The sequence below is a fragment of the Acinetobacter sp. 129952 genome (assembly GCF_056642055.1).
Map to the genome: position 1 here is coordinate 367,370 of NZ_JBWVSU010000002.1, position 19,011 is coordinate 386,380.

The window sequence follows — 19,011 nt, forward strand, 5'->3', positions numbered from 1 at the left end:
ACCCCTTAGCGATCCACGTCAGCCATTACGACGTCAATGGTCGCTAAATAAATGATTAAGTCAGACATTAAGCTGCCGTTAATCACAGAAGGCATTTGCTGTAAATGCGTGAAGGTTGGTGTACGGATACGGGTACGGTAACTCATGGTTGACTTGTCTGAAGTCAAGTAGTAGTTCGACGCGCCTTTCACCACTTCCGCCATCACAGATGCTTCACCCGCCGGCATTACAGGACCCCAAGATACGCTCAGGAAGTGCGTAATTAAGGTTTCAATATCTTGTAATGTCTTGTCTTTTGGTGGTGGAACAGCCAGTGGATGGTCTGCTTTATACGCACCAGACGGCATATTATCTAAACATTGTTTGATAATTTTCAGTGATTCTTCGATTTCACGGTAGTGAACGATGACACGTGCATAGGCATCGCCTTCGTACTCCACTGGCACTTCGAAGTCGTAATTTTCATAACCGCTATATGGACGGTATTTACGTACGTCAAAGTCGATACCTGTAGCGCGTAGACCTGTACCTGTTACACCCCAAGCCAATGCAGATTTTGCATCGTATTGCGCAACATTACGGGTACGACCCACAAACACCGAGTTTTTCAGCGCCGCAGTATGGTATTCCTTCAAACGTTTTGGCATCCAGTCCAGGATTTCACGGATCAAGTGCTGCCAGTTGTTTGGAAGGTCATGTGCTGTACCACCGATACGGAACCATGCCGGGTGCATACGGTAACCGGTGATCGCTTCAATTGCGTCATAGATTTTTTGACGATCGGCGAACATGTAGAAGACTGGCGTCATACCGCCGGCATCTTGAATTGCAGTACCGATAAACAGCAAGTGGTTATTGATACGGAACAGTTCAGACATCATCACGCGGATACATTGCGCACGGTCAGGTACAGTAATACCGGCCATTTGCTCTACGCCAAGCACGTAAGGCATGTTTTGCGCACAACCACCGAGGTAGTCAACACGGTCTGTATACGGAATGAATGAATGCCAGGTTTGACGTTCAGCCATCTTTTCCACACCACGGTGGTGATAACCGATATCAGGTACACAGTCTTTCACTTCTTCACCGTCCAGCTGCAAGATCACACGGAACGCACCGTGCGCAGATGGATGGTTCGGACCCAAGTTCAGGAACATGAAGTCTTCATCGGCATTGCCGCGCTTCATACCCCAATCTTCAGGGACGAAGCGAAGATGTTCCTGTTCGTAGTCCTGTTTGGCTTTATCTTGCAAATACGGCGTATATTCAGTCGCACGTGCAGAATATTCTTTACGTAGCGGATGACCTTCCCAATAGGTTGGCAACAAGATACGACGGAGCATTGGATGCCCTTCGAAATTGATCCCGAACATATCGTAAGCTTCACGTTCGTACCAGTTGGCATTTGGCCAAATATTGGTTGCCGTCGGAAGATTCAAATCGCTTTCTGCTAAGGCAACTTTAATACGAATGTCAGTATTACGCTCGAGCGACAACAGGTGATAGAACACGGTGAAGTCAGACGCAGGTAAACCGTCGCGGTGCGTACGCAGACGCTCATCTACCGCTGACAAGTCGAACAACATCACGTAAGGACGTGACACTGTACGCAAGAACATTAAAACTTCTTGTACACGTGCGCGCTCAACCCAGACTGTCGGGAAATCCTCGAAAGTCGTTTGCACAAAGAAGTTCTCACCAAATTTGGTTTTGAGTTCTTCAATGATGGCAAATGCTGGGCGTGAATCAACAGGCGTTGATTCTGGCATAGCAATGTCAGTTTCAGCCATTGGCTTGGCTTCCTATTTAATACAAATTCAGTCAATCTAAACGACAATTACACCCATAGCGGGTGCACAACAAAACAACCTGTCGTTTAAATTATTTAATTTCATCCATTGAGCGCAGATTTTTCACAGCAACACGCTGGTCTTTCTTACGGTCACGTTCCGGCATCATCTTTGGCTTATACACTGGCTTAAGATCATCACCGATCACCGCAGAAAGCGGACGACGCTCTAGTTGAATCTGGTCTTGCAACAGCATCAATGCCTGAATCAAAGCTTCAGGACGTGGTGGGCAACCTGGAATATACACATCGACCGGGATGATTTTATCCACACCTTGTACGACTGAATAAATATCGTACATACCACCTGAGTTGGCACATGCACCCATTGAAATGACCCATTTCGGTTCAAGCATCTGTTCATACAGACGCTGAATTACCGGCGCCATTTTCACAAAGCATGTACCCGCCACAATCATTAAGTCCGCCTGACGCGGTGAAGCACGGATAACCTCGGCACCAAAACGTGACAAGTCATGCACGCCGGTCAAGGTCGTTGCATATTCCACGTAGCAGCAAGATGTACCAAAGTTAAATGGCCAAACTGAGTTTTTACGACCCCAGTTGACTGCTGTATGTACCACATCCTCTAAGCGAGTCATGAATACATTTTTATTCACTTCCTCTTCTAGCAACGGATCTTCTACAACAATACGTTCCTGAAGTGGATATTGGTCAGCATTCGGATTCGCACGGGTTAATGTATATTTCATCCCGTCTTACTCCTTATCAGATAATTGAGTTTGTGACTTTTTCACAAAACCAGATGATTGAGCCGGGATTTGACCCGTTGGATCCATCACCAATTCTTCAACCGAGTTGAAGCGCGTAATTTCTGCAAGATCCATATTTGGCGAACCAATCTTAGCTTTAATTCCTGCTGCCTTACGTCTGTCTGAAGGTGCCCAATTAAGTGCGCCTGTCGATAATTCGTAAATCAAACCAACAAGTAAAACTATGATAAAGATAGCTGCAGTTGCAAAACCAATCCAACCTACTTCACGAACAGAAACCGCCCATGCATATAGATAAAGTGCTTCTAAATCAAACACTACGAAGAAAATTGCAACTAAATAGAACTTTGCAGACAAGCGGATACGAGCTCCACCTGCGCTAACTACACCTGACTCAAACTGCTCCTGCTTGGCACGGCCCCATGATTTACCCCCGAGGAGTAATGGGACAGTCAGCATAAAGACGCATAAAAATGTAACGCCGATCACGAAGGCAATAATTGCCCATTCGTATGGAGTAATAGCACTCATGCGGGGATAACTCCTGGCAGGCCTATTTGTTAACAAAGAATGTATGTATTGGCCTTCAAATACACCAAACACAAAATTAATCCCGCCAATTGTACCTGATTTTGGATTTCACTTGCTAGTTTATAAGCCTTAGTCTTTGGGATGATTTTTTAGACATTTCAGCATTTAATTTGACTTTAATCATTCAGAATTCGTTTTAATCGTTTTCCTAAATTAAATTTTAATTATCTATTAATTTTTTTATAAATAGCGCTACCAGAAAATAGGCTGATCGATAAGTTGCTTTTCTCGCCCACCCATTTAGATATAGTCCTTTTCACTATTGAATCCAAGTTAAATCGGATAAAAACTTATTTTAACAACTATTTTTTCTTTCAAATTATTTGATTTAACTTGATATTTAATGTGATTTTTTACATCTAACTGTTGCTTTACCCCCTGCAGCTACTTGGTAATCTTGGATTGGCAATTGTGTCTTTTTGCAACATGCTCAACGGACTGATTCAGAATATGTTATTTCTATTTCTAAACCACATCATGACATTAATAAAGTAACAATAAGGAGTCCTTGCATGTCTCTACGCTTTTCCCATCGACCTAATTATTTTTTATTTGCTCAATTACTGGTTCGCCATATAGAAAATTACATCCAGAAAAATCCTAATATAAACCAGGCAGCTTTTGACTTACGTGACATCCATGCACTTTTTCAAGAAGATCATGCCTCCTCCAGCATCAATCTGGATGGCATTATGAATATCGCTGACGAATATAAAGTCGAAACCTTATCAGGCGACCAGAAACTGATTCAGCGCTATAATGTCGATGCGAAAAACACCAAACTGTTGATCGACTTTAACCCTGAAGCGCTACAAAGCTTAAAAGAGGGCAAATCACTCATTGAACCTGATGCGACCATTCAGGAATAAAATCTCTTCCAATAAAAAACGATGCCGATGCATCGTTTTTTTATGACCAAAATCATTTACACAATATCAAGCTAAATGATCACTCGCTTCCTCTGGCTTTTTTTCCAGCATTTTGCGCTTACTCTTCTTGACATAACGTTGTGCCGGCCAAGTCATAGTAAAACGCGCGCCACCCAGCGTCGGACTTTGATCAACCTGAATCGTGCCACCGAACCAGTACGCAATCCGGCTGACAATCGACAAACCTAAACCATAACCACCCGACGCACGGGTACGGCTATCATCCAGTCGGGCAAAGGCTTCAAAAATGCGGGCACGATCTATTTCCGGAATCCCCGGCCCGTCATCTTCAACACAAACATAAGCCTGACCATCTTGGTCCAGACCACCGCTAATCAAGATTTTATTATCGCAATAACGTATAGCATTGCCGACCAGATTCTGAATTACACGATGCAGATAACGACGCTCCGCCTCTACCGTGACCGCAACAGGCATTGGATGTAATTCAATGATTTTCTGGGTTTTCAGCGCCTCAGTTTCTTGCGCCACCTGATTCAGTACGTCATACAGATCAATCTGTTCAAACTCAATCGACGGCATGCCCTGTTCCAGTTTGGCATAGGTCATGATCTCATCAATCAAGGTATTCAGCGCTTCAATATCTTTATCAATCTGTTCCACCTGTTGCAGACGATAATCGTAGTCATCTTCATCCGCCATCATTTCCACACCAAAGCGGATTCGTGCCACCGGTGTACGCAACTCATGCGACACCGCACGCATCAACTCACGCTGCGCTTCGATCAAACGCTGGATATGATCTGACATATTGTTATAGCTAGACGCCAGTGTAGACATCTCGTCACTGCCTTCCACAGGAAGACGCAATGACATATTACCCGATTTCATTTTGTTTAAGGCATAGCTGACTTCACGCAACTTACGCTGCATCGGAACCAGAAGACCATAAACACCCAGACTCAACACAAACAGGCTTAATAAGGTAATACCGGTCGCCAACTGGAATGGCATCCAGTTAAACAAGGGTACCGGCCCCATGACCAATACTTGCGAGGTCGAACCAGGAATCGGTGAAATAATTGAAATTGTGGTACCACGAATAGAGGCATTGTCGCGGTATAAAATGATGCTGTGATCCAGACGCAGACGTCCGATTTGCTCGGAGTCTAAAGGTAGATTCTGGACGTTTTCGATGGAAACCGGATAAGAAAAATAATCCTGAATACGAGCCAGGTATTCTTTTTCCTGACCTGGATAGTAGACCAGATAATCCAGGATAAAGACTGGTAAGGCCTTCATCTGGCGCTCAGTAATGCTGTCGGCCTTAATATAAAGGTAATGACCCGGGTCATCACGCAGCCCAACTACAATATAGGCAATACCCGATTCAGCATCCCAACGCACCACCGCTTTTCGTTCGGCAATACGGCGCCCTTCAGCACGGGTAATGTCGACCTTGCTGGCTTCTACATAGTGAATGGGCAATTCCAGCAAATCGGAGGCATCAGAAACCCAATCCATTTTTTGCTGGAGATTTGGCTGGCGTGCAACCCCCTCACTGATGATATATGCCATACCATCAGTCAGGGATTCGCGATATTCTTGCGCACGCTGATAGTTGATAATCTGTACCAACAAATAGCCGAACACCGCCACCAAGACGACAAGGATGACGAGTCCTGCGTATATACGCAAAAATATACTGTGTTTAAACACCTATAATTTATCCTGCTTGTTCAAGCAACAAACCACATTTGCTTAAAGACCATTGGTCTCTTTAACAAAAAGATAACCCTTACTACGTACTGTTTTAATACGCTTCGGATTTTCTGGATCGTCACCGATTTTTGGACGGATACGAGAAATACGCACATCGATTGAACGGTCTTGACCATCATATTCGATACCACGTAAACGCTCGAAAATATCTTCGCGAGAGAGAATACGGCCAGCATTCGATGCAAGCAACCATAACAGGTCATATTCTGCACTGGTAAAATCAACCAGATCGCCATTTAAGGTCACTGAACGGCCGCCATTGTCGATGACCAGATCATCAAATTCGATGCGCTGTGCTACTTCATCTTCAGGCACCTTGTCAGTACGACGCAGCAATGCACGAATACGTGCCAGCAATACACGTGGCTGAACCGGTTTAGCGACATAGTCATCTGCACCCATTTCCAGACCCAAAACCTGATCCATGTCTTCAGTACGCGCAGTCAACATCAAAATCGGTTGATGATAATGTGGACGCACTTCACGGCAAATGGTCAAGCCATCCGCACCTGGCAACATCACATCCAGCACCACCATATCTGGCTGCTCGGCAATAATCCGACGAATGGCACGGTTACCATCCGGCTCTACCCCCACCTCAAGTCCGTTACGAATGAGGTATTCTTGCGTTAAACGGGCAAGACGCTCGTCATCTTCAACAATTAAAATCTTGGGTAACTTTTCTTCTTGGCTCATGTATTGCCCCTTATTTGGTGGATCTACGCTATAGGCGTATCCTTTTGAAATCCAATAGATACGTTTTTAATATGCTTGCAATATACACACGTTTACATTGTAAACAAGATAGCGTTCACCAAACTGATACATCAAGATAGCATTTTGTAATATTTTATCGTGCATTTTTTGGACAATTATGCTTGAAACAGTGGTTTAGATCTGATTTTCGATTTACACAACTATTACATGGACAAAATATGACTGCTTGATTCCGCACTTTTTAGTTATCCACAGTGTTATCTATAAGCACTTTCTTGGGACTTTGTTATGCTATGCCTTGCCTGATAAGGCTTATACAAAAATCAATAAAAATAGCGATATTTTTACAAGGATTAAAGCACAACTTAAGAAAAATTTTTAGCTAAATGTCAATATTGATCTACCCTAAATTTTCCCGTATCTTGTGTTCAATTAATTTTAAAACCACTAGGTCTTGTGTTTATTCCTCAAACACTGTGGCACGAATTTTGCCCAGTTCAAACGGTCCATAAACATAAAAATAGATGACAATGGAGCTATGCTAACATGAGCGTAATCACTTCAACTCCTGGTCAACTTCAGGTGATTAAACGCACCGGTGATGTTGCCGCTTTTGATGCAGAAAAAATTTCTGTCGCAATTGGTAAAGCGTTTTTGGCGGTTGAAGGCCAACAAAGCGCTGACTCGAGCCGGATCCATGATCGTATCGAGCAACTGACGGAAATGGTATTAAATACCTTTAAACGTCGTTTACCTTCTGGCGGAACGATTCATATTGAAGAAATTCAAGACCAAGTTGAACTTGCGCTAATGCGTACGGGCGAACAGAAAGTTGCACGCTCTTATGTCATTTACCGTGAACAACGTTCTGAAGCACGTAAACAGTTAGGTGCACATCATCACCCGACCCTGCAAATTACCGATGCTGAAGGCAAACTCAAGCCACTAGATTTAAGTGCTTTAACTGCGCATGTTACTAAAGCAGCAGAAGGCCTTGAAGGGATTGATGTACAAGCCATTGTCGATGAGACTGTGAAAAACTTGTACAACGGCGTAAAAGAGTCTGACATCTCGACCACGATGATGATGGCGACCCGTACCCGTATCGAGCAAGAGCCTAACTATACGTATGTGACTGCACGTTTATTGCGTGATGACCTGGTTGCGACTGGTTTGAAATTCCTGGGTCTACCTGTAGATACAGTTGAAGGCGATGCGCTAGAAACTTACCTGAAAAAAGGGATTGAGCTTGAGCTGCTTTCTCCAGAATTGCTGAACTTTGACCTGGCGAAACTGGCTGCTGCGATTCAACCGGAACGTTCTAACCAGTTTACTTACCTGGGTCTACAAACCTTATTTGACCGTTACTTCATCCACTCGGATGGCGTACGTTTCGAATTGCCGCAATTATTCTTTATGCGTGTTTCTATGGGCTTGTCGCTCAATGAAGAAAACCGTGAAGACCGTGCAATCGAATTCTATAACTTGTTGTCTAGCTTCGACTACATGGCTTCGACGCCTACCCTGTTTAACTCAGGTACGTTACGTCCACAGTTGTCTAGCTGCTACTTAACAACCATTGATGATGACCTGTATGACATTTATGGCGCGATGCGTGATAACGCAATGCTGTCTAAATGGGCAGGTGGTTTAGGTAACGACTGGACACCAGTTCGTGCCTTGAACTCCTACATCAAAGGAACTAACGGTAAGTCGCAAGGTGTAGTTCCGTTCCTGAAAGTAGCGAACGATACTGCTGTTGCGGTTAACCAAGGTGGTAAGCGTAAAGGTGCAGTTTGTGCATACTTAGAAACCTGGCACCTGGACATCGAAGAATTTCTTGAACTGCGTAAGAACACCGGTGATGACCGTCGTCGTACCCATGACATGAACACTGCGAACTGGGTTCCTGACCTGTTCATGCAACGTGTATTCGAAGATGCAGAATGGACTTTATTCACGCCTTCTGAAACGCCCGATCTGCATGATTTGACTGGTGCTGCATTCGCTGAGCGTTATGCACACTACGAAGCGATTGCCAAAGAAACAAACATGTTGCACAAGAAAATCCGTGCAAAAGATTTGTGGCGCAAAATGCTGTCGATGCTGTTTGAAACAGGTCACCCGTGGATCACATTCAAAGACGTATGTAATCTGCGTTCACCACAGCAACACGTAGGCGTGGTTCACTCTTCTAACCTGTGTACAGAAATCACGCTGAACACCAGCAAAGAAGAAATCGCAGTATGTAACCTAGGTTCAATCAACCTGGTACAACACGTTCAAGGTGGTGTTCTTGATCGCGAAAAACTGGCGCGTACAGTTAAAACAGCCGTTCGTATGCTCGACAACGTGATTGACATCAACTACTACGCTGTTCCGCAAGCGCGCAACTCGAACCTGAAACACCGTCCAGTCGGTATGGGTATCATGGGCTTCCAGGATGCGTTATACGAAATGAACCTGGCTTATGGTTCTGATGCTGCGGTTGAGTTTGCTGATGAATCGATGGAAGTGATTTCGTACTACGCGATTTCAACATCTAGCGATTTGGCTGTTGAACGTGGTACATACGAAACATTCAAGGGTTCATTATGGGGTCAAGGTATCCTGCCAATCGACTCGCTTGATCTGGTTGCAAAAACCCGTCCGGAACGCATGTTCGAAGTAGACCGCACTCAACGTCTGGACTGGGATACTTTACGTGCCAAAGTTCAAAAAGACGGTATGCGTAACTCGAACGTAATGGCGATTGCTCCGACTGCTACGATTTCAAACATTTGTGGCGTGTCTCAATCTATTGAGCCTACATTCCAGAACTTATATGTGAAATCTAACTTGTCTGGTGAATTCACTGTGATCAACCCGTACCTGGTACGTGCGTTGAAAGAACGTGGTCTTTGGGATGCGGTGATGGTCAACGACCTGAAACACTTCGAAGGTTCTGTTCAGAAGATTTCCCGTATTCCTGAAGAGCTTAAAGCCATTTTCGCGACTGCATTTGAAGTTGATACACGCTGGATCGTGGATGCTGCATCACGTCGTCAAAAATGGATCGATCAGGCTCAGTCTCTTAACCTTTACATCGCTGGTGCAAACGGTAAGAAACTGGATATCACTTACAAGATGGCTTGGTTACGTGGTCTTAAGACGACTTATTACCTTCGTGCATTGGGTGCGACTTCTGCTGAGAAATCAACCATTAACACTGGCGCATTGAACGCAGTTAAACCTGCAACTGTTGCGGCGCCTGTTGTAGCAGCAGCTCCTGTCGTTGAAGCGCAAAAACCTGAAGCTCCTGCAGAGGAAGAAGGTTTTGCTCAAGCGGCGCCAGTGCCAATGGCATGTTCAATTGACAATCCTGATTGTGAAGCTTGTCAATAATCTGACAGGTTTTAAATCCTCCCCGACCCTCCTTTAATAAAGGAGGGAGAAAATCCCCCTTTTCAAAGGGGGACTTAGGGGGATTACGAAATTCAGGCAATAAAAAAGCCCTCTAGCGTCCGTCAAAACTAACTAGAAGGCTTTCAATCTCGAAGTGATACCAAGATGGTCACAACGAGGCTGGCATCACAAAATGCGTGAACGGATTGTATCATCAATTCGAGAAACGAGCCAGTAAGAGTCATCTTGAATTTGTAATGGAGATTATCTCTATGGCTACGAAAAAAGTTTCTCGTGATGCAGGAACTGGTCGTTTCGTAACTGAAGGCTATGCAAAAAAGCATCCTAAAACTACAGTTACTGAAACAATCAAGCCTAGTAAATCATCTAAAAAATGATTTAAACGTGAATCCTAGTTTCGGCTAGGATTCACAAACTAAAAGTAAAAGGAAACCTCAATGCCACATATGACTCATAACTACATGTTAGGACTTGCGGCATTGCTGATTTCCTTTGGTATTACCTTTTATTTACCGATTGCTTATTTCTGGTTCAAAGTTCGCCAGCAGCGTAAGCAAAATAAGTAGTGGGGATCATTGCTCCTGTATAAAACTAGAGCATTCATCGACAAAACTTAATTTTGCTTACACAAATTAAGCGTATAGTAAGACATCTCAGCCAAGCTGAATGTCTCATAAAAGATATAAAGCAACGTAGAGAGAATTGATATGTCTATCCTAAGTTGGGACGATTTCGAAGATGATTCGCAAAAACCGGCTGCACCTGAACAGCAGCCTGCGCCCGTCGAGCCGCAAAAAGCGACTAATTCACAGATGGTATCTGATGCAGGCAACGCATCGCCGGATGTGGCAGCTGCACAACCCCTTAGAGCCACTCAAAACCGAGGATCAAATCCAACCGATTCGCTGGCAAGAGCATCTGCTTCCCTAGAGCAACTTGATGTTGCACCGGGTCTGGAAGAGCTTGAAATGGGTGCACAGCGTGTACAGGTTGATGACAAGGCGATGATCAACTGTCGTGCAGACTTGAACCAGCTTGTTCCATTCAAATACGAATGGGCTTGGCAGAAGTATCTGGACGGATGTGCAAACCACTGGATGCCACAAGAAGTCAACATGAACCACGACATCGCGCTGTGGAAGTCTGAAAATGGCTTGACTGAAGATGAACGTACCATCGTAATGCGTTCACTTGGTTTCTTCTCGACTGCCGATTCACTGGTTGCAAACAATCTGGTACTGGCGATTTACCGTCACATTACCAACCCTGAATGCCGTCAGTACATCTTGCGTCAGGCATTTGAAGAAGCGATTCACACACACGCTTACCAGTACTGTATCGAGTCGTTAGGTATGGATGAAGGCGAAGTCTTCAACATGTACCGCGAAGTTCCGTCAGTGGCACGTAAAGCGGCGTGGGGCCTGAAATATACTCAGTCTTTAAGTGATCCTACTTTCAAAACTGGTACACCTGAAAATGACCAGATCCTGCTTCGCAACCTGATCGCGTTCTACTGTGTACTTGAAGGTATCTTCTTCTACTGCGGTTTCAGCCAGATTCTGTCTATGGGCCGTCGTAACAAGATGAATGGTGTGGCCGAGCAATTCCAGTACATCCTGCGTGACGAGTCAATGCACCTAAACTTCGGTATCGATATGATCAACCAGATCAAGATCGAAAACCCAGGTTTATGGACCACTGAATTCCAGGAAGAAATCATCCAGATGATTCTTGAAGGTACCATGCTGGAAATCGAATATGCACGTGACACCATGCCACGCGGTGTACTTGGCATGAATGCTGGCATGATGGAAGAATACCTGAAGTTTATTGCTAACCGTCGTCTGGCGCAGTTAGGCTTGCCTGAACAGTTTGCTGGTGTGAACAACCCATTCCAGTGGATGTCAGAAATGATGGACTTGCGTAAAGAGAAGAATTTCTTCGAGACGCGTGTTACGGATTATCAGACTGGCGGTGCGTTAAGCTGGTAAGGTTTAGCTTAAACGTCATGCGACACAAGGTTTGTCAAAAACGACACATTGTTTGTCATAAGACGACGCATTGTTTGTCAAAAAACTTTGCTTAATGACAAGATAATGTAAGATTTTTGATACATATTTCAATATTGTAATATTAATATGAAATCATTAATTGACTGTCATTTGTCATAATGAATACTATCAACAGAAATAAAAAAAGGGGTCTATTAATAGACTCCTTTTTTTATTTCTATATAGTCTATATAGCGAAATAAAAATTTAAACTGTAAATAATTAGTGTTAAAGACACCTTTATCATTCAAATAAAAAATCTCCCCACACGACCTCAAATCCAACTGGTAAAATAGACAAAATAATGTTAAATATCTATAAATTACATAATTTTAAAAATTAATTTTTTAAAAAAACATTTCTAGAGGGGATTCTTGTGGTGAGAGAAGAATATTTACGTTTTTTACAAACGTTTAATGTTGAATCTACATCAATAAATGCTAAAAAAATTGCCAATATTGTTTTAGATAATTTAGAAGATTTAGCTCAACTATCAACACATCAAGGTCAAAGAATCCGCAGATTAATTACTTTAGCTCAACCGCAATGGAATGAAATCAGAACTGATATAGCTATCACTGACTCTACGAATTTAAATGATCATCAAGATATTAAACAGTTAAAACATATGGTAGTTGGCCCCTTTAGAGGATTTTCACGTGCAGAAGAATTTAATTTAGATAGTCAATGTGTATTAATTTACGGACCAAATGGCACTGGCAAATCAAGTTTCTGTGAAGCACTCGAATATGGCATGCTTGGAAGTGTTAGTGAGGCTGAAACTAAACGTTTCCGAGATCAAGCTGAATATTTGAAAAATGCGTATATTAATCAATTTACTCCCCCTCATATTATTGCTAAAGATTCAAATGCGGGTGATGTAATTGTTGAACCAAATCCATCTAGGTACAGATTTTGTTTTGTAGAAAAAAATAGAATTGATAACTTTTCTAGAATAGCAGCCCAAGCCCCCTCTAAACAGACTGAACTTATTTCAACATTATTTGGATTAGAAGAATTTACAGATTTTGTTCGTAACTTTACTACCGAAATCGATGAAAGATATATAGATATTCAAGGAGAGAAAACCAAATTACTTGCACAAAAACGCCTTGAGTTATCATCTGCTGAACAAATCAAAATAAATAATCTTGCTGAGTTAGAAACTATTTCACATGAAGAAGTAGCACTCGCTCAACGATATAAAAACGATTTCAGCTTTAGTCTAATGGTTAGAGAAATTATTGGAACGGAGGACTCTTTAGGTGCCATTCCTCAACTAGAACAAGAATTACAAACACCAATCCCATTAAAAAGCAATCTAACGACTTCTGCCTTGGACATATTGATAAATAATATTGGAGTTAATATTAATCAACTTAATATTCAACAACAAGAATTAGGACTGTATAGCCAACAAGTATCATTTAAACAACTATATGAAGCTGTTATACAGATTCAACCAAGTAACCTTGAAAGTTGCCCAGCCTGTCATACCCCCTTAAATCAAGTTACAATTAACCCCTACCAAAATTCCCAAGATGAATTAAAAAAACTTCAATATTTGGCAGAAATACAAAAAAGAATACAGGATATTCAACAAATTATAGGCCAATACTTATTTAGTCTGGCTCAAATGGTAAGTACTTGTTTACATTTTTTACCAATTAGCAATCAACTCGCTGTATATCAAATCCCTAATGGTATACAACCAAGTCTTACTTGGTGGAACTCTTTACTACAACCTTTAGTAGATGGATTTACCCCTTGTCAGTATATACAAGCACAGGTAAAACAACTCGAAAATATAGATCTTTTATCTGACCAAGCTCAAGTAACAAGGAATGCCAAACAGGCTGAATTGCATAAATTACGTGAGTTTGAACGTCAAATTACAGTCTTACAAACTCGACGTGAAACGGCTGTTAATGAAATTTCTAAGACAGAATTACTTATAACTAATTTCAATACTCAAAATGCACAGTTAATCAACGAAGTTATGCTAGAAGGATCTCTCTTACAAAGAAATCAGTCTATCACAGCAGGATATACTGAATTCGTATCTAAAATAAATGAATATAATCGACTCTTACCATCACAATTAGTTGCTGATTTAGGCGAGACAGTTACTACCCTATACAATGCATTTAATCGTTACGATACCCCCCATGAAAAATTAGCTACAGTTCAACTTCCTTTGACGCAACCCCAAAAACTACTTATTTCATTCCAAACAGAGCCAACAAAATTCTTCGATGCACTTCATATTCTTAGTGAGGGCCATATTAGATGTATTGGATTAGCAATCTTATTGGCAAAGAATATCAAAGAAAATTGTCCTATTCTAATTTTTGATGATCCCGTTAATGCAATAGATGATGAGCATAGAGGGGCAATAAGAGAAACACTATTTAACGATTCTTATTTCAAACAGACCCAGATTATTCTAGCTATCCATGGAGAAGAATTTTTCAACAATACTCATCAAATACTTGGCAAACAAAAAGCTGCTGCTTCCGAGTCGTATATCTTTTCTCCACAAAAGCTTGATAAACATATATATGTACATTCGCTACAACGTCCGAAAAATTACGTATTAGTGGCAAAAGAGTTATATTCTAGAGGGGAATATAGAGATGCACTTATGTCATCTAGACGGGCTTTAGAGCATCTATGTAACAGAACTTGGATTCATTACGGAAAACACAGTGATCGTAATGACAGTTTAATTAGCGTTTCGAGAAGATCGCCAGATCAACCGTGGGATTTAAGAAACCTTGCAGAAAACTTAAAAACTAAAATAAATTCTTCTCGTGGAAACATCCCTAACAAAACAGAAATTTTATCCGCTTTAACATCTTTATTAGGCCCAAGTGGTACCTCCCCATGTTGGCGTTATTTAAATAAAGGTACACATGGAGAAGATGACTTACCAGAGTTTGACCAGCATGTAGTTGGGATTATAGTAACTTCGCTTGAACAGCTCGATTCAGCTATTAGTTAATATGCAATTATTCTATATATTATCGATAAACTATGAATAATATGTAGTTTCTTGTAGATTAATCCATAAAGTCAAACATGAGTCCTCTTTGGACTCATGTTTGACAAATCAAAAAGATGATCCAATTCAAGCTTGGAAAAAATTGGTACACGGATGACTTAATATTACTTTAACCCTTCATGTAATACTTGCAATAAAATATAGATTTGACTCTTAAAATTGAGCCACTAAATAAAGTAATAATTTTATATCAACACCTAAGGAATCTTAAATGAAGTTTAATGAATGGAGAAATGAAGCAGCTAGGCTAATTCACGAAGAGCTACTAAAATGCTACTCCAACAAAAAGCTAGGGGGTTGGGATGAAAACTATATTACGACACAAATGCTTATCGCACTTAAAAGTTTAGGTCTAGAACTTACTTGGGACGATAAGCCACAAAAAGTAAAATGGGAATGTCATAAATTAAAAAGTCATTTAGAAAACCAATATGGTGATATTGCTGTAATAGTTAAAGTATGGCTTACCCAAGAATGTTTTGTTGAGGGTGTTGCCTTCTATGAAGCAAAACGACAATACTTTAATGATACTCATCAAACACAGGGCTTTAATGCAATAAAACTTGAACAGCTTCTAAGAATATCTGAATTGACTCATGCAAGTCATATACTTTTGTACGATGTTGATCTATATAAAAACCAATCAGCGGCTAGTTCAATTTCTACTATCATAGCAAAAGAACTCTGCCAAAATAAAATGACAAATGTAGTCGGTCGTTTAATACATCGATATGGTGAGCCGTGGGTAGTATCTTTAGGAGATAATTTACTTGGATTACATCTAGATTTTTGTGAAAAATCGGTTGAATCAATAAAAAAATTAAATTTTTCATCGAATCCCCCTGCTTTTATATTAAATTCTGCTGTAGGCTTAAATAACTTATTAGAACCTACACTCGATAATACATTTATCAATAATAATTTTTATGATAACTGGTTTCAAATACAAGAACCTCAACAAAAAAAGGATAGAGATAATAATATAGATGGTCCTGAATTTGATCGATAAGCCTAGTAAAAAATGAAAAATATTGTCCGAACAGAAACATAATGAATCTTAACTAAAAAAATCAAATTGGCTCATAAAAACTGTTATTTCTTTATCTAGAACTTTAAGCCAATCAATTAATTCAATCACATCAAGTCGTCTTTCTAAGATTTCAACTTTGGAAACATAAGATTGGGGCTTATTCAAAAGACGTGCAAGCTCAACCTGAGTCACATTTTTTGATTCACGCAGTTCTATAAGTTTCTTAATTAGGTCTTGATACCTAGGATCATGTATTGAGCGCATGGCTCAATATCAGTTACAATTAAAAATATCCCAAAATAGGATATTTTTAATTTAACCCTATCTGTTTACTGAAATTTTTCTTTTGAAGAATCATTGAACGATAGTTTAGGAATTCACTGTGAAGCAAAAATTTTCTATAGCTCAAATCAATACTATTGTTAAAAAAAATTTAGCAGGTGCAACTATCGAACAGATTTGTGAAGAGTACAAAATCAGTGTCGCAACTTTCTATCGCTGGAAAGCAAGTTATATAGATATTAATGAGCAAATTTTGATTCGCTTAGATAAATTGGAACAAGAAAACTTAGCTCTCAAACAAATGTATGCTGAAGAAAGATTGTCTAAGCGCCTAGAAATGTAAGGTGCTCTTATCTAAATCTCGAATATCAATTACAAAGATAATTTACATTTCAAGTATTTTAGATAGCATCTACTGTCATGAGGGTCGATTCTTCAACAAGATTATGAAACCTTACCTTTTCTAAAAAATCTGATGAAGCCCTAATGTCTTCTTTCCAAGTATTACCAGCCAATTTTCCATTATCCATCTTTAAAAATTGAGTCCTTAATATTTGTAAATCCATTAGGAAATCTTCTTTGAAGTTATCTCCTAATATTGATTCATTTGCGTCCGCTAAAGAAAACACATACGAATTCATCAATAAAATTAAACTTTCACTAAAATGTGAATACGGCTTTCTAGAACAAACAATAAGTAAGGTTCGATAAATTGCTCGACTGATATCGATAACGCTCTTACTTTCCCTGATACCTAAAAGTAGAAAAATAACAAGTGCAGCTAAAGCATCTAAGCTGGCCAATCGTTCCAGCTGTATCAGTTTTTTAGGCGATAAATTCTCAACTAACTTCCGATCACAATCATATTTATTGGATTTATAAAGTATTCGTTGAACTTCCCACGACAGTTTTCCAATACTCTCTTTTAAAAGTAAATCTAAACTTATTGAATTTTTCATAGCTTGCCAAAGCACATGATTAATTATCAATGAGCTACCTTGTACGATTGCTTCTGCTTTATCTGTAAGTTTTGGGTTAGGAACATTTGAACCACTCTTATAATTCCTCCATTTCCTATCGTTATCAGCAATATACCCATCCACTACTCTAATTTTATCAGGCTCAATTATTCTTGCTATATGAGAGGGTATATCTGTATCTAAACCAAGCTGTATGTGTGAATACCACAAGGCAACCCGCAGTTGATCAATTACATCCCTTTTATTAATTCTAACTTTTCTAATATTTTCGTTTTTCAAAACACAATCCATGAAATTTAAATAAATCAAAAAATATCAATTATTTAAAAAATATTTTCGGAAAAATTTTGGCAATTTATTCAACTTGTACACTTCCAAACGTAAGTATAAGCTTTTGGTGAGACAGGTTACTACCAGGAACTCAATGGAAACTCACCTCATAGTTGATGCAGCAACAATAGAAAAAGAACTATTCGACCGTTACGGCCCACTAATGACAGATGATGTATTACGAATCGCGTTAGGCTACAAATCCACAGAAGCTTTTAGACAAGCTTTAACACGTAAAACAGTACCAGTTCCTGTTTTTAGTATCCTAAATCGTCGTGGCAAATATGCTTTAGTAAAGGATGTTGCTACATGGCTAGCAAATCAAAGAAATTCTATTTTAGATTCTCAAGACAACCACTAAATTCTCAATAATCAGAAACAACCCTGGAGTGATTATGAAAAGTTAGAAAAAAATTAATAAAAAACGGACCCTAAAAAGGATCCGTTGGTGACTTTATATAGAAGAATATAAAGACGTAGCAATCATAGTATCTTCTCTATATCGCCACCAGTCAAGTAAGTGCTATTCAATCGCAATAGTACAGATTAGCTCATTCTCAAATATCTATTGAGAATAGGAATACTTCTGGATGAACAGATATGTCTTATAAAACGGTTTTTTCAAAAACCGATATTCAAACAAACATCCTAGAACAAATCAGGATTGCCTTTGAATCAACAGCAAATGTAGCAGCTACACTTCATGGGAAACGCAAAATCCATCAAGGAGCATTTGGTCGTCGAACCTCCCTCTTCCCGAGTGAAAAGTGTTGTGGATCAATACCATTAGAAAGCCAGCTTGAACTTGCTCATGCAGTCTCCTTAGAAAAGGATCCCAATATCTTAAATTATCGCTCACAAGCATTAAAAATTTTACTGATCAATGAACAGTATTGTTTTCCAGATTTTTTGATTCAAACCAAAAAAGGTAATTATGAAGTTCACGAAGTCAAACCATCTATAGCATCATTATCAATAGATGAATTAAACCGCTTTGCAATACTTTCTGACCTACTACACTCAATTGATATTACTTTTAAGCTAATCGATCACACTGATTTACCCAATGAATCAGAGATATCTCAGCTACTTTATTGGTATCAAAGAGGGCATCGATTCAACTGGAATAATTTTGAAATTAATTACGCATTAGAGCAATTAACGCTCAAAGAGTTTAATAACTCAACTCAAGTCTACAGAACACTTGAATCAATTGGTCTCAAACCAGAACTAGCTGATTATTTATTTTTTCATCAAAAAATTACTATTAACTCAGATAAACAAAAAAGCAGAGAGGTCTAAT

17 protein-coding genes are annotated in these 19,011 nt (G+C 40.1%); 10 read left to right on the plus strand and 7 right to left on the minus strand.

All coding sequences use genetic code 11. The annotated features are described in order from the left end of the window. Positions 1 to 5: 5 nt before the first annotated feature. From nuoC to ndhC, 3 genes are all read right to left on the minus strand, one after another. The gene (nuoC, locus tag AC1IR0_RS04210; RefSeq protein ID WP_004732074.1) at positions 6 to 1,793 is read right to left on the minus strand and encodes an NADH-quinone oxidoreductase subunit C/D; all 1,788 of its coding nucleotides are present in this window, start codon (positions 1,791 to 1,793) and stop codon (positions 6 to 8) included. Positions 1,794 to 1,884: 91 nt separating this feature from the next. After that, complete coding sequence (locus AC1IR0_RS04215; protein WP_004280778.1) at positions 1,885 to 2,565, minus strand: NuoB/complex I 20 kDa subunit family protein; 681 nt, start codon at positions 2,563 to 2,565, stop codon at positions 1,885 to 1,887. 6 nt (positions 2,566 to 2,571) lie between these two features. Next, positions 2,572 to 3,117, minus strand: coding sequence for an NADH-quinone oxidoreductase subunit A (gene ndhC / locus AC1IR0_RS04220; RefSeq protein WP_044111083.1), 546 nt, complete (start codon positions 3,115 to 3,117; stop codon positions 2,572 to 2,574). Between the two features lie 572 nt (positions 3,118 to 3,689). Here ndhC and AC1IR0_RS04225 point away from each other — a divergent pair. Then, positions 3,690 to 4,046 carry a hypothetical protein gene (locus tag AC1IR0_RS04225; protein ID WP_180180503.1) on the plus strand — a complete coding sequence of 119 codons (357 nt, stop codon included), beginning with the start codon at positions 3,690 to 3,692 and terminating at the stop codon, positions 4,044 to 4,046. Positions 4,047 to 4,112: 66 nt separating this feature from the next. Here the strand turns inward: AC1IR0_RS04225 and bfmS are convergent, their stop codons facing one another. Both bfmS and bfmR read right to left on the minus strand, forming a co-directional pair. Further along, positions 4,113 to 5,786 (minus strand): sensor histidine kinase BfmS, encoded by a 1,674-nt coding sequence (bfmS, locus tag AC1IR0_RS04230; RefSeq protein ID WP_253113444.1) that lies wholly within the window; start codon positions 5,784 to 5,786, stop codon positions 4,113 to 4,115. A gap of 42 nt (positions 5,787 to 5,828) precedes the next feature. Beyond that, positions 5,829 to 6,545 carry a response regulator transcription factor BfmR gene (gene bfmR, locus AC1IR0_RS04235; protein WP_004280782.1) on the minus strand — a complete coding sequence of 239 codons (717 nt, stop codon included), beginning with the start codon at positions 6,543 to 6,545 and terminating at the stop codon, positions 5,829 to 5,831. Between the two features lie 567 nt (positions 6,546 to 7,112). On the opposite strand from bfmR, the gene AC1IR0_RS04240 reads away from it, so the two are divergent. The 6 genes from AC1IR0_RS04240 (at position 7,113) to AC1IR0_RS04265 (ending at position 16,095) form a co-directional block, all read left to right on the plus strand. Further along, positions 7,113 to 9,950, plus strand: a complete 2,838-nt coding sequence (locus tag AC1IR0_RS04240) for a ribonucleoside-diphosphate reductase subunit alpha (protein ID WP_479741184.1) — start codon at positions 7,113 to 7,115, stop codon at positions 9,948 to 9,950. Positions 9,951 to 10,222: 272 nt separating this feature from the next. Beyond that, positions 10,223 to 10,348: a hypothetical protein gene (locus AC1IR0_RS04245; protein WP_004732081.1), complete on the plus strand. Its 126-nt coding sequence runs from the start codon at positions 10,223 to 10,225 to the stop codon at positions 10,346 to 10,348. Between the two features lie 60 nt (positions 10,349 to 10,408). Next, positions 10,409 to 10,537, plus strand: a complete 129-nt coding sequence (locus tag AC1IR0_RS04250; protein WP_004645881.1) for a hypothetical protein — start codon at positions 10,409 to 10,411, stop codon at positions 10,535 to 10,537. Between the two features lie 141 nt (positions 10,538 to 10,678). Beyond that, entirely contained in the window at positions 10,679 to 11,962 is a 1,284-nt protein-coding gene (locus AC1IR0_RS04255; RefSeq protein ID WP_004645882.1) for a ribonucleotide-diphosphate reductase subunit beta, read from the plus strand. A 439-nt stretch (positions 11,963 to 12,401) separates the two neighbouring features. After that, positions 12,402 to 15,026, plus strand: coding sequence for an AAA family ATPase (locus AC1IR0_RS04260; protein ID WP_479741185.1), 2,625 nt, complete (start codon positions 12,402 to 12,404; stop codon positions 15,024 to 15,026). 271 nt (positions 15,027 to 15,297) lie between these two features. After that, positions 15,298 to 16,095 (plus strand): hypothetical protein, encoded by a 798-nt coding sequence (locus AC1IR0_RS04265; protein ID WP_479741186.1) that lies wholly within the window; start codon positions 15,298 to 15,300, stop codon positions 16,093 to 16,095. A 48-nt stretch (positions 16,096 to 16,143) separates the two neighbouring features. Here AC1IR0_RS04265 and AC1IR0_RS04270 read toward each other — a convergent pair whose 3' ends face one another. After that, complete coding sequence (locus tag AC1IR0_RS04270; protein ID WP_479741187.1) at positions 16,144 to 16,380, minus strand: helix-turn-helix domain-containing protein; 237 nt, start codon at positions 16,378 to 16,380, stop codon at positions 16,144 to 16,146. Positions 16,381 to 16,498: 118 nt separating this feature from the next. Here AC1IR0_RS04270 and AC1IR0_RS04275 point away from each other — a divergent pair, with 118 nt between their 5' ends. Beyond that, positions 16,499 to 16,741: a transposase gene (locus tag AC1IR0_RS04275; RefSeq protein ID WP_479741188.1), complete on the plus strand. Its 243-nt coding sequence runs from the start codon at positions 16,499 to 16,501 to the stop codon at positions 16,739 to 16,741. A gap of 58 nt (positions 16,742 to 16,799) precedes the next feature. Here AC1IR0_RS04275 and AC1IR0_RS04280 read toward each other — a convergent pair whose 3' ends face one another. Beyond that, positions 16,800 to 17,657, minus strand: coding sequence for a hypothetical protein (locus AC1IR0_RS04280; protein ID WP_479741189.1), 858 nt, complete (start codon positions 17,655 to 17,657; stop codon positions 16,800 to 16,802). A gap of 145 nt (positions 17,658 to 17,802) precedes the next feature. Between AC1IR0_RS04280 and AC1IR0_RS04285 the strand changes: the two genes are divergently transcribed. Further along, positions 17,803 to 18,069 (plus strand): hypothetical protein, encoded by a 267-nt coding sequence (locus tag AC1IR0_RS04285; RefSeq protein ID WP_479741190.1) that lies wholly within the window; start codon positions 17,803 to 17,805, stop codon positions 18,067 to 18,069. Positions 18,070 to 18,308: 239 nt separating this feature from the next. Further along, positions 18,309 to 19,010 (plus strand): hypothetical protein, encoded by a 702-nt coding sequence (locus AC1IR0_RS04290; RefSeq protein ID WP_479741191.1) that lies wholly within the window; start codon positions 18,309 to 18,311, stop codon positions 19,008 to 19,010. Position 19,011 lies beyond the last annotated feature (1 nt).

Bases quoted from the DNA above. Each gene is read 5' to 3' on its own strand.
- nuoC (WP_004732074.1), bottom strand. From the start codon at position 1,793: ATGGCTGAAACTGACATTGCTATGCCAGAATCAACGCCTGTTGATTCA.
- AC1IR0_RS04215 (WP_004280778.1), bottom strand. From the start codon at position 2,565: ATGAAATATACATTAACCCGTGCGAATCCGAATGCTGACCAATATCCA.
- ndhC (WP_044111083.1), bottom strand. From the start codon at position 3,117: ATGAGTGCTATTACTCCATACGAATGGGCAATTATTGCCTTCGTGATC.
- AC1IR0_RS04225 (WP_180180503.1), top strand. From the start codon at position 3,690: ATGTCTCTACGCTTTTCCCATCGACCTAATTATTTTTTATTTGCTCAA.
- bfmR (WP_004280782.1), bottom strand. From the start codon at position 6,545: ATGAGCCAAGAAGAAAAGTTACCCAAGATTTTAATTGTTGAAGATGAC.
- AC1IR0_RS04240 (WP_479741184.1), top strand. From the start codon at position 7,113: ATGAGCGTAATCACTTCAACTCCTGGTCAACTTCAGGTGATTAAACGC.
- AC1IR0_RS04245 (WP_004732081.1), top strand. From the start codon at position 10,223: ATGGCTACGAAAAAAGTTTCTCGTGATGCAGGAACTGGTCGTTTCGTA.
- AC1IR0_RS04250 (WP_004645881.1), top strand. From the start codon at position 10,409: ATGCCACATATGACTCATAACTACATGTTAGGACTTGCGGCATTGCTG.
- AC1IR0_RS04255 (WP_004645882.1), top strand. From the start codon at position 10,679: ATGTCTATCCTAAGTTGGGACGATTTCGAAGATGATTCGCAAAAACCG.
- AC1IR0_RS04265 (WP_479741186.1), top strand. From the start codon at position 15,298: ATGAAGTTTAATGAATGGAGAAATGAAGCAGCTAGGCTAATTCACGAA.
- AC1IR0_RS04270 (WP_479741187.1), bottom strand. From the start codon at position 16,380: ATGCGCTCAATACATGATCCTAGGTATCAAGACCTAATTAAGAAACTT.
- AC1IR0_RS04285 (WP_479741190.1), top strand. From the start codon at position 17,803: ATGGAAACTCACCTCATAGTTGATGCAGCAACAATAGAAAAAGAACTA.
- AC1IR0_RS04290 (WP_479741191.1), top strand. From the start codon at position 18,309: ATGTCTTATAAAACGGTTTTTTCAAAAACCGATATTCAAACAAACATC.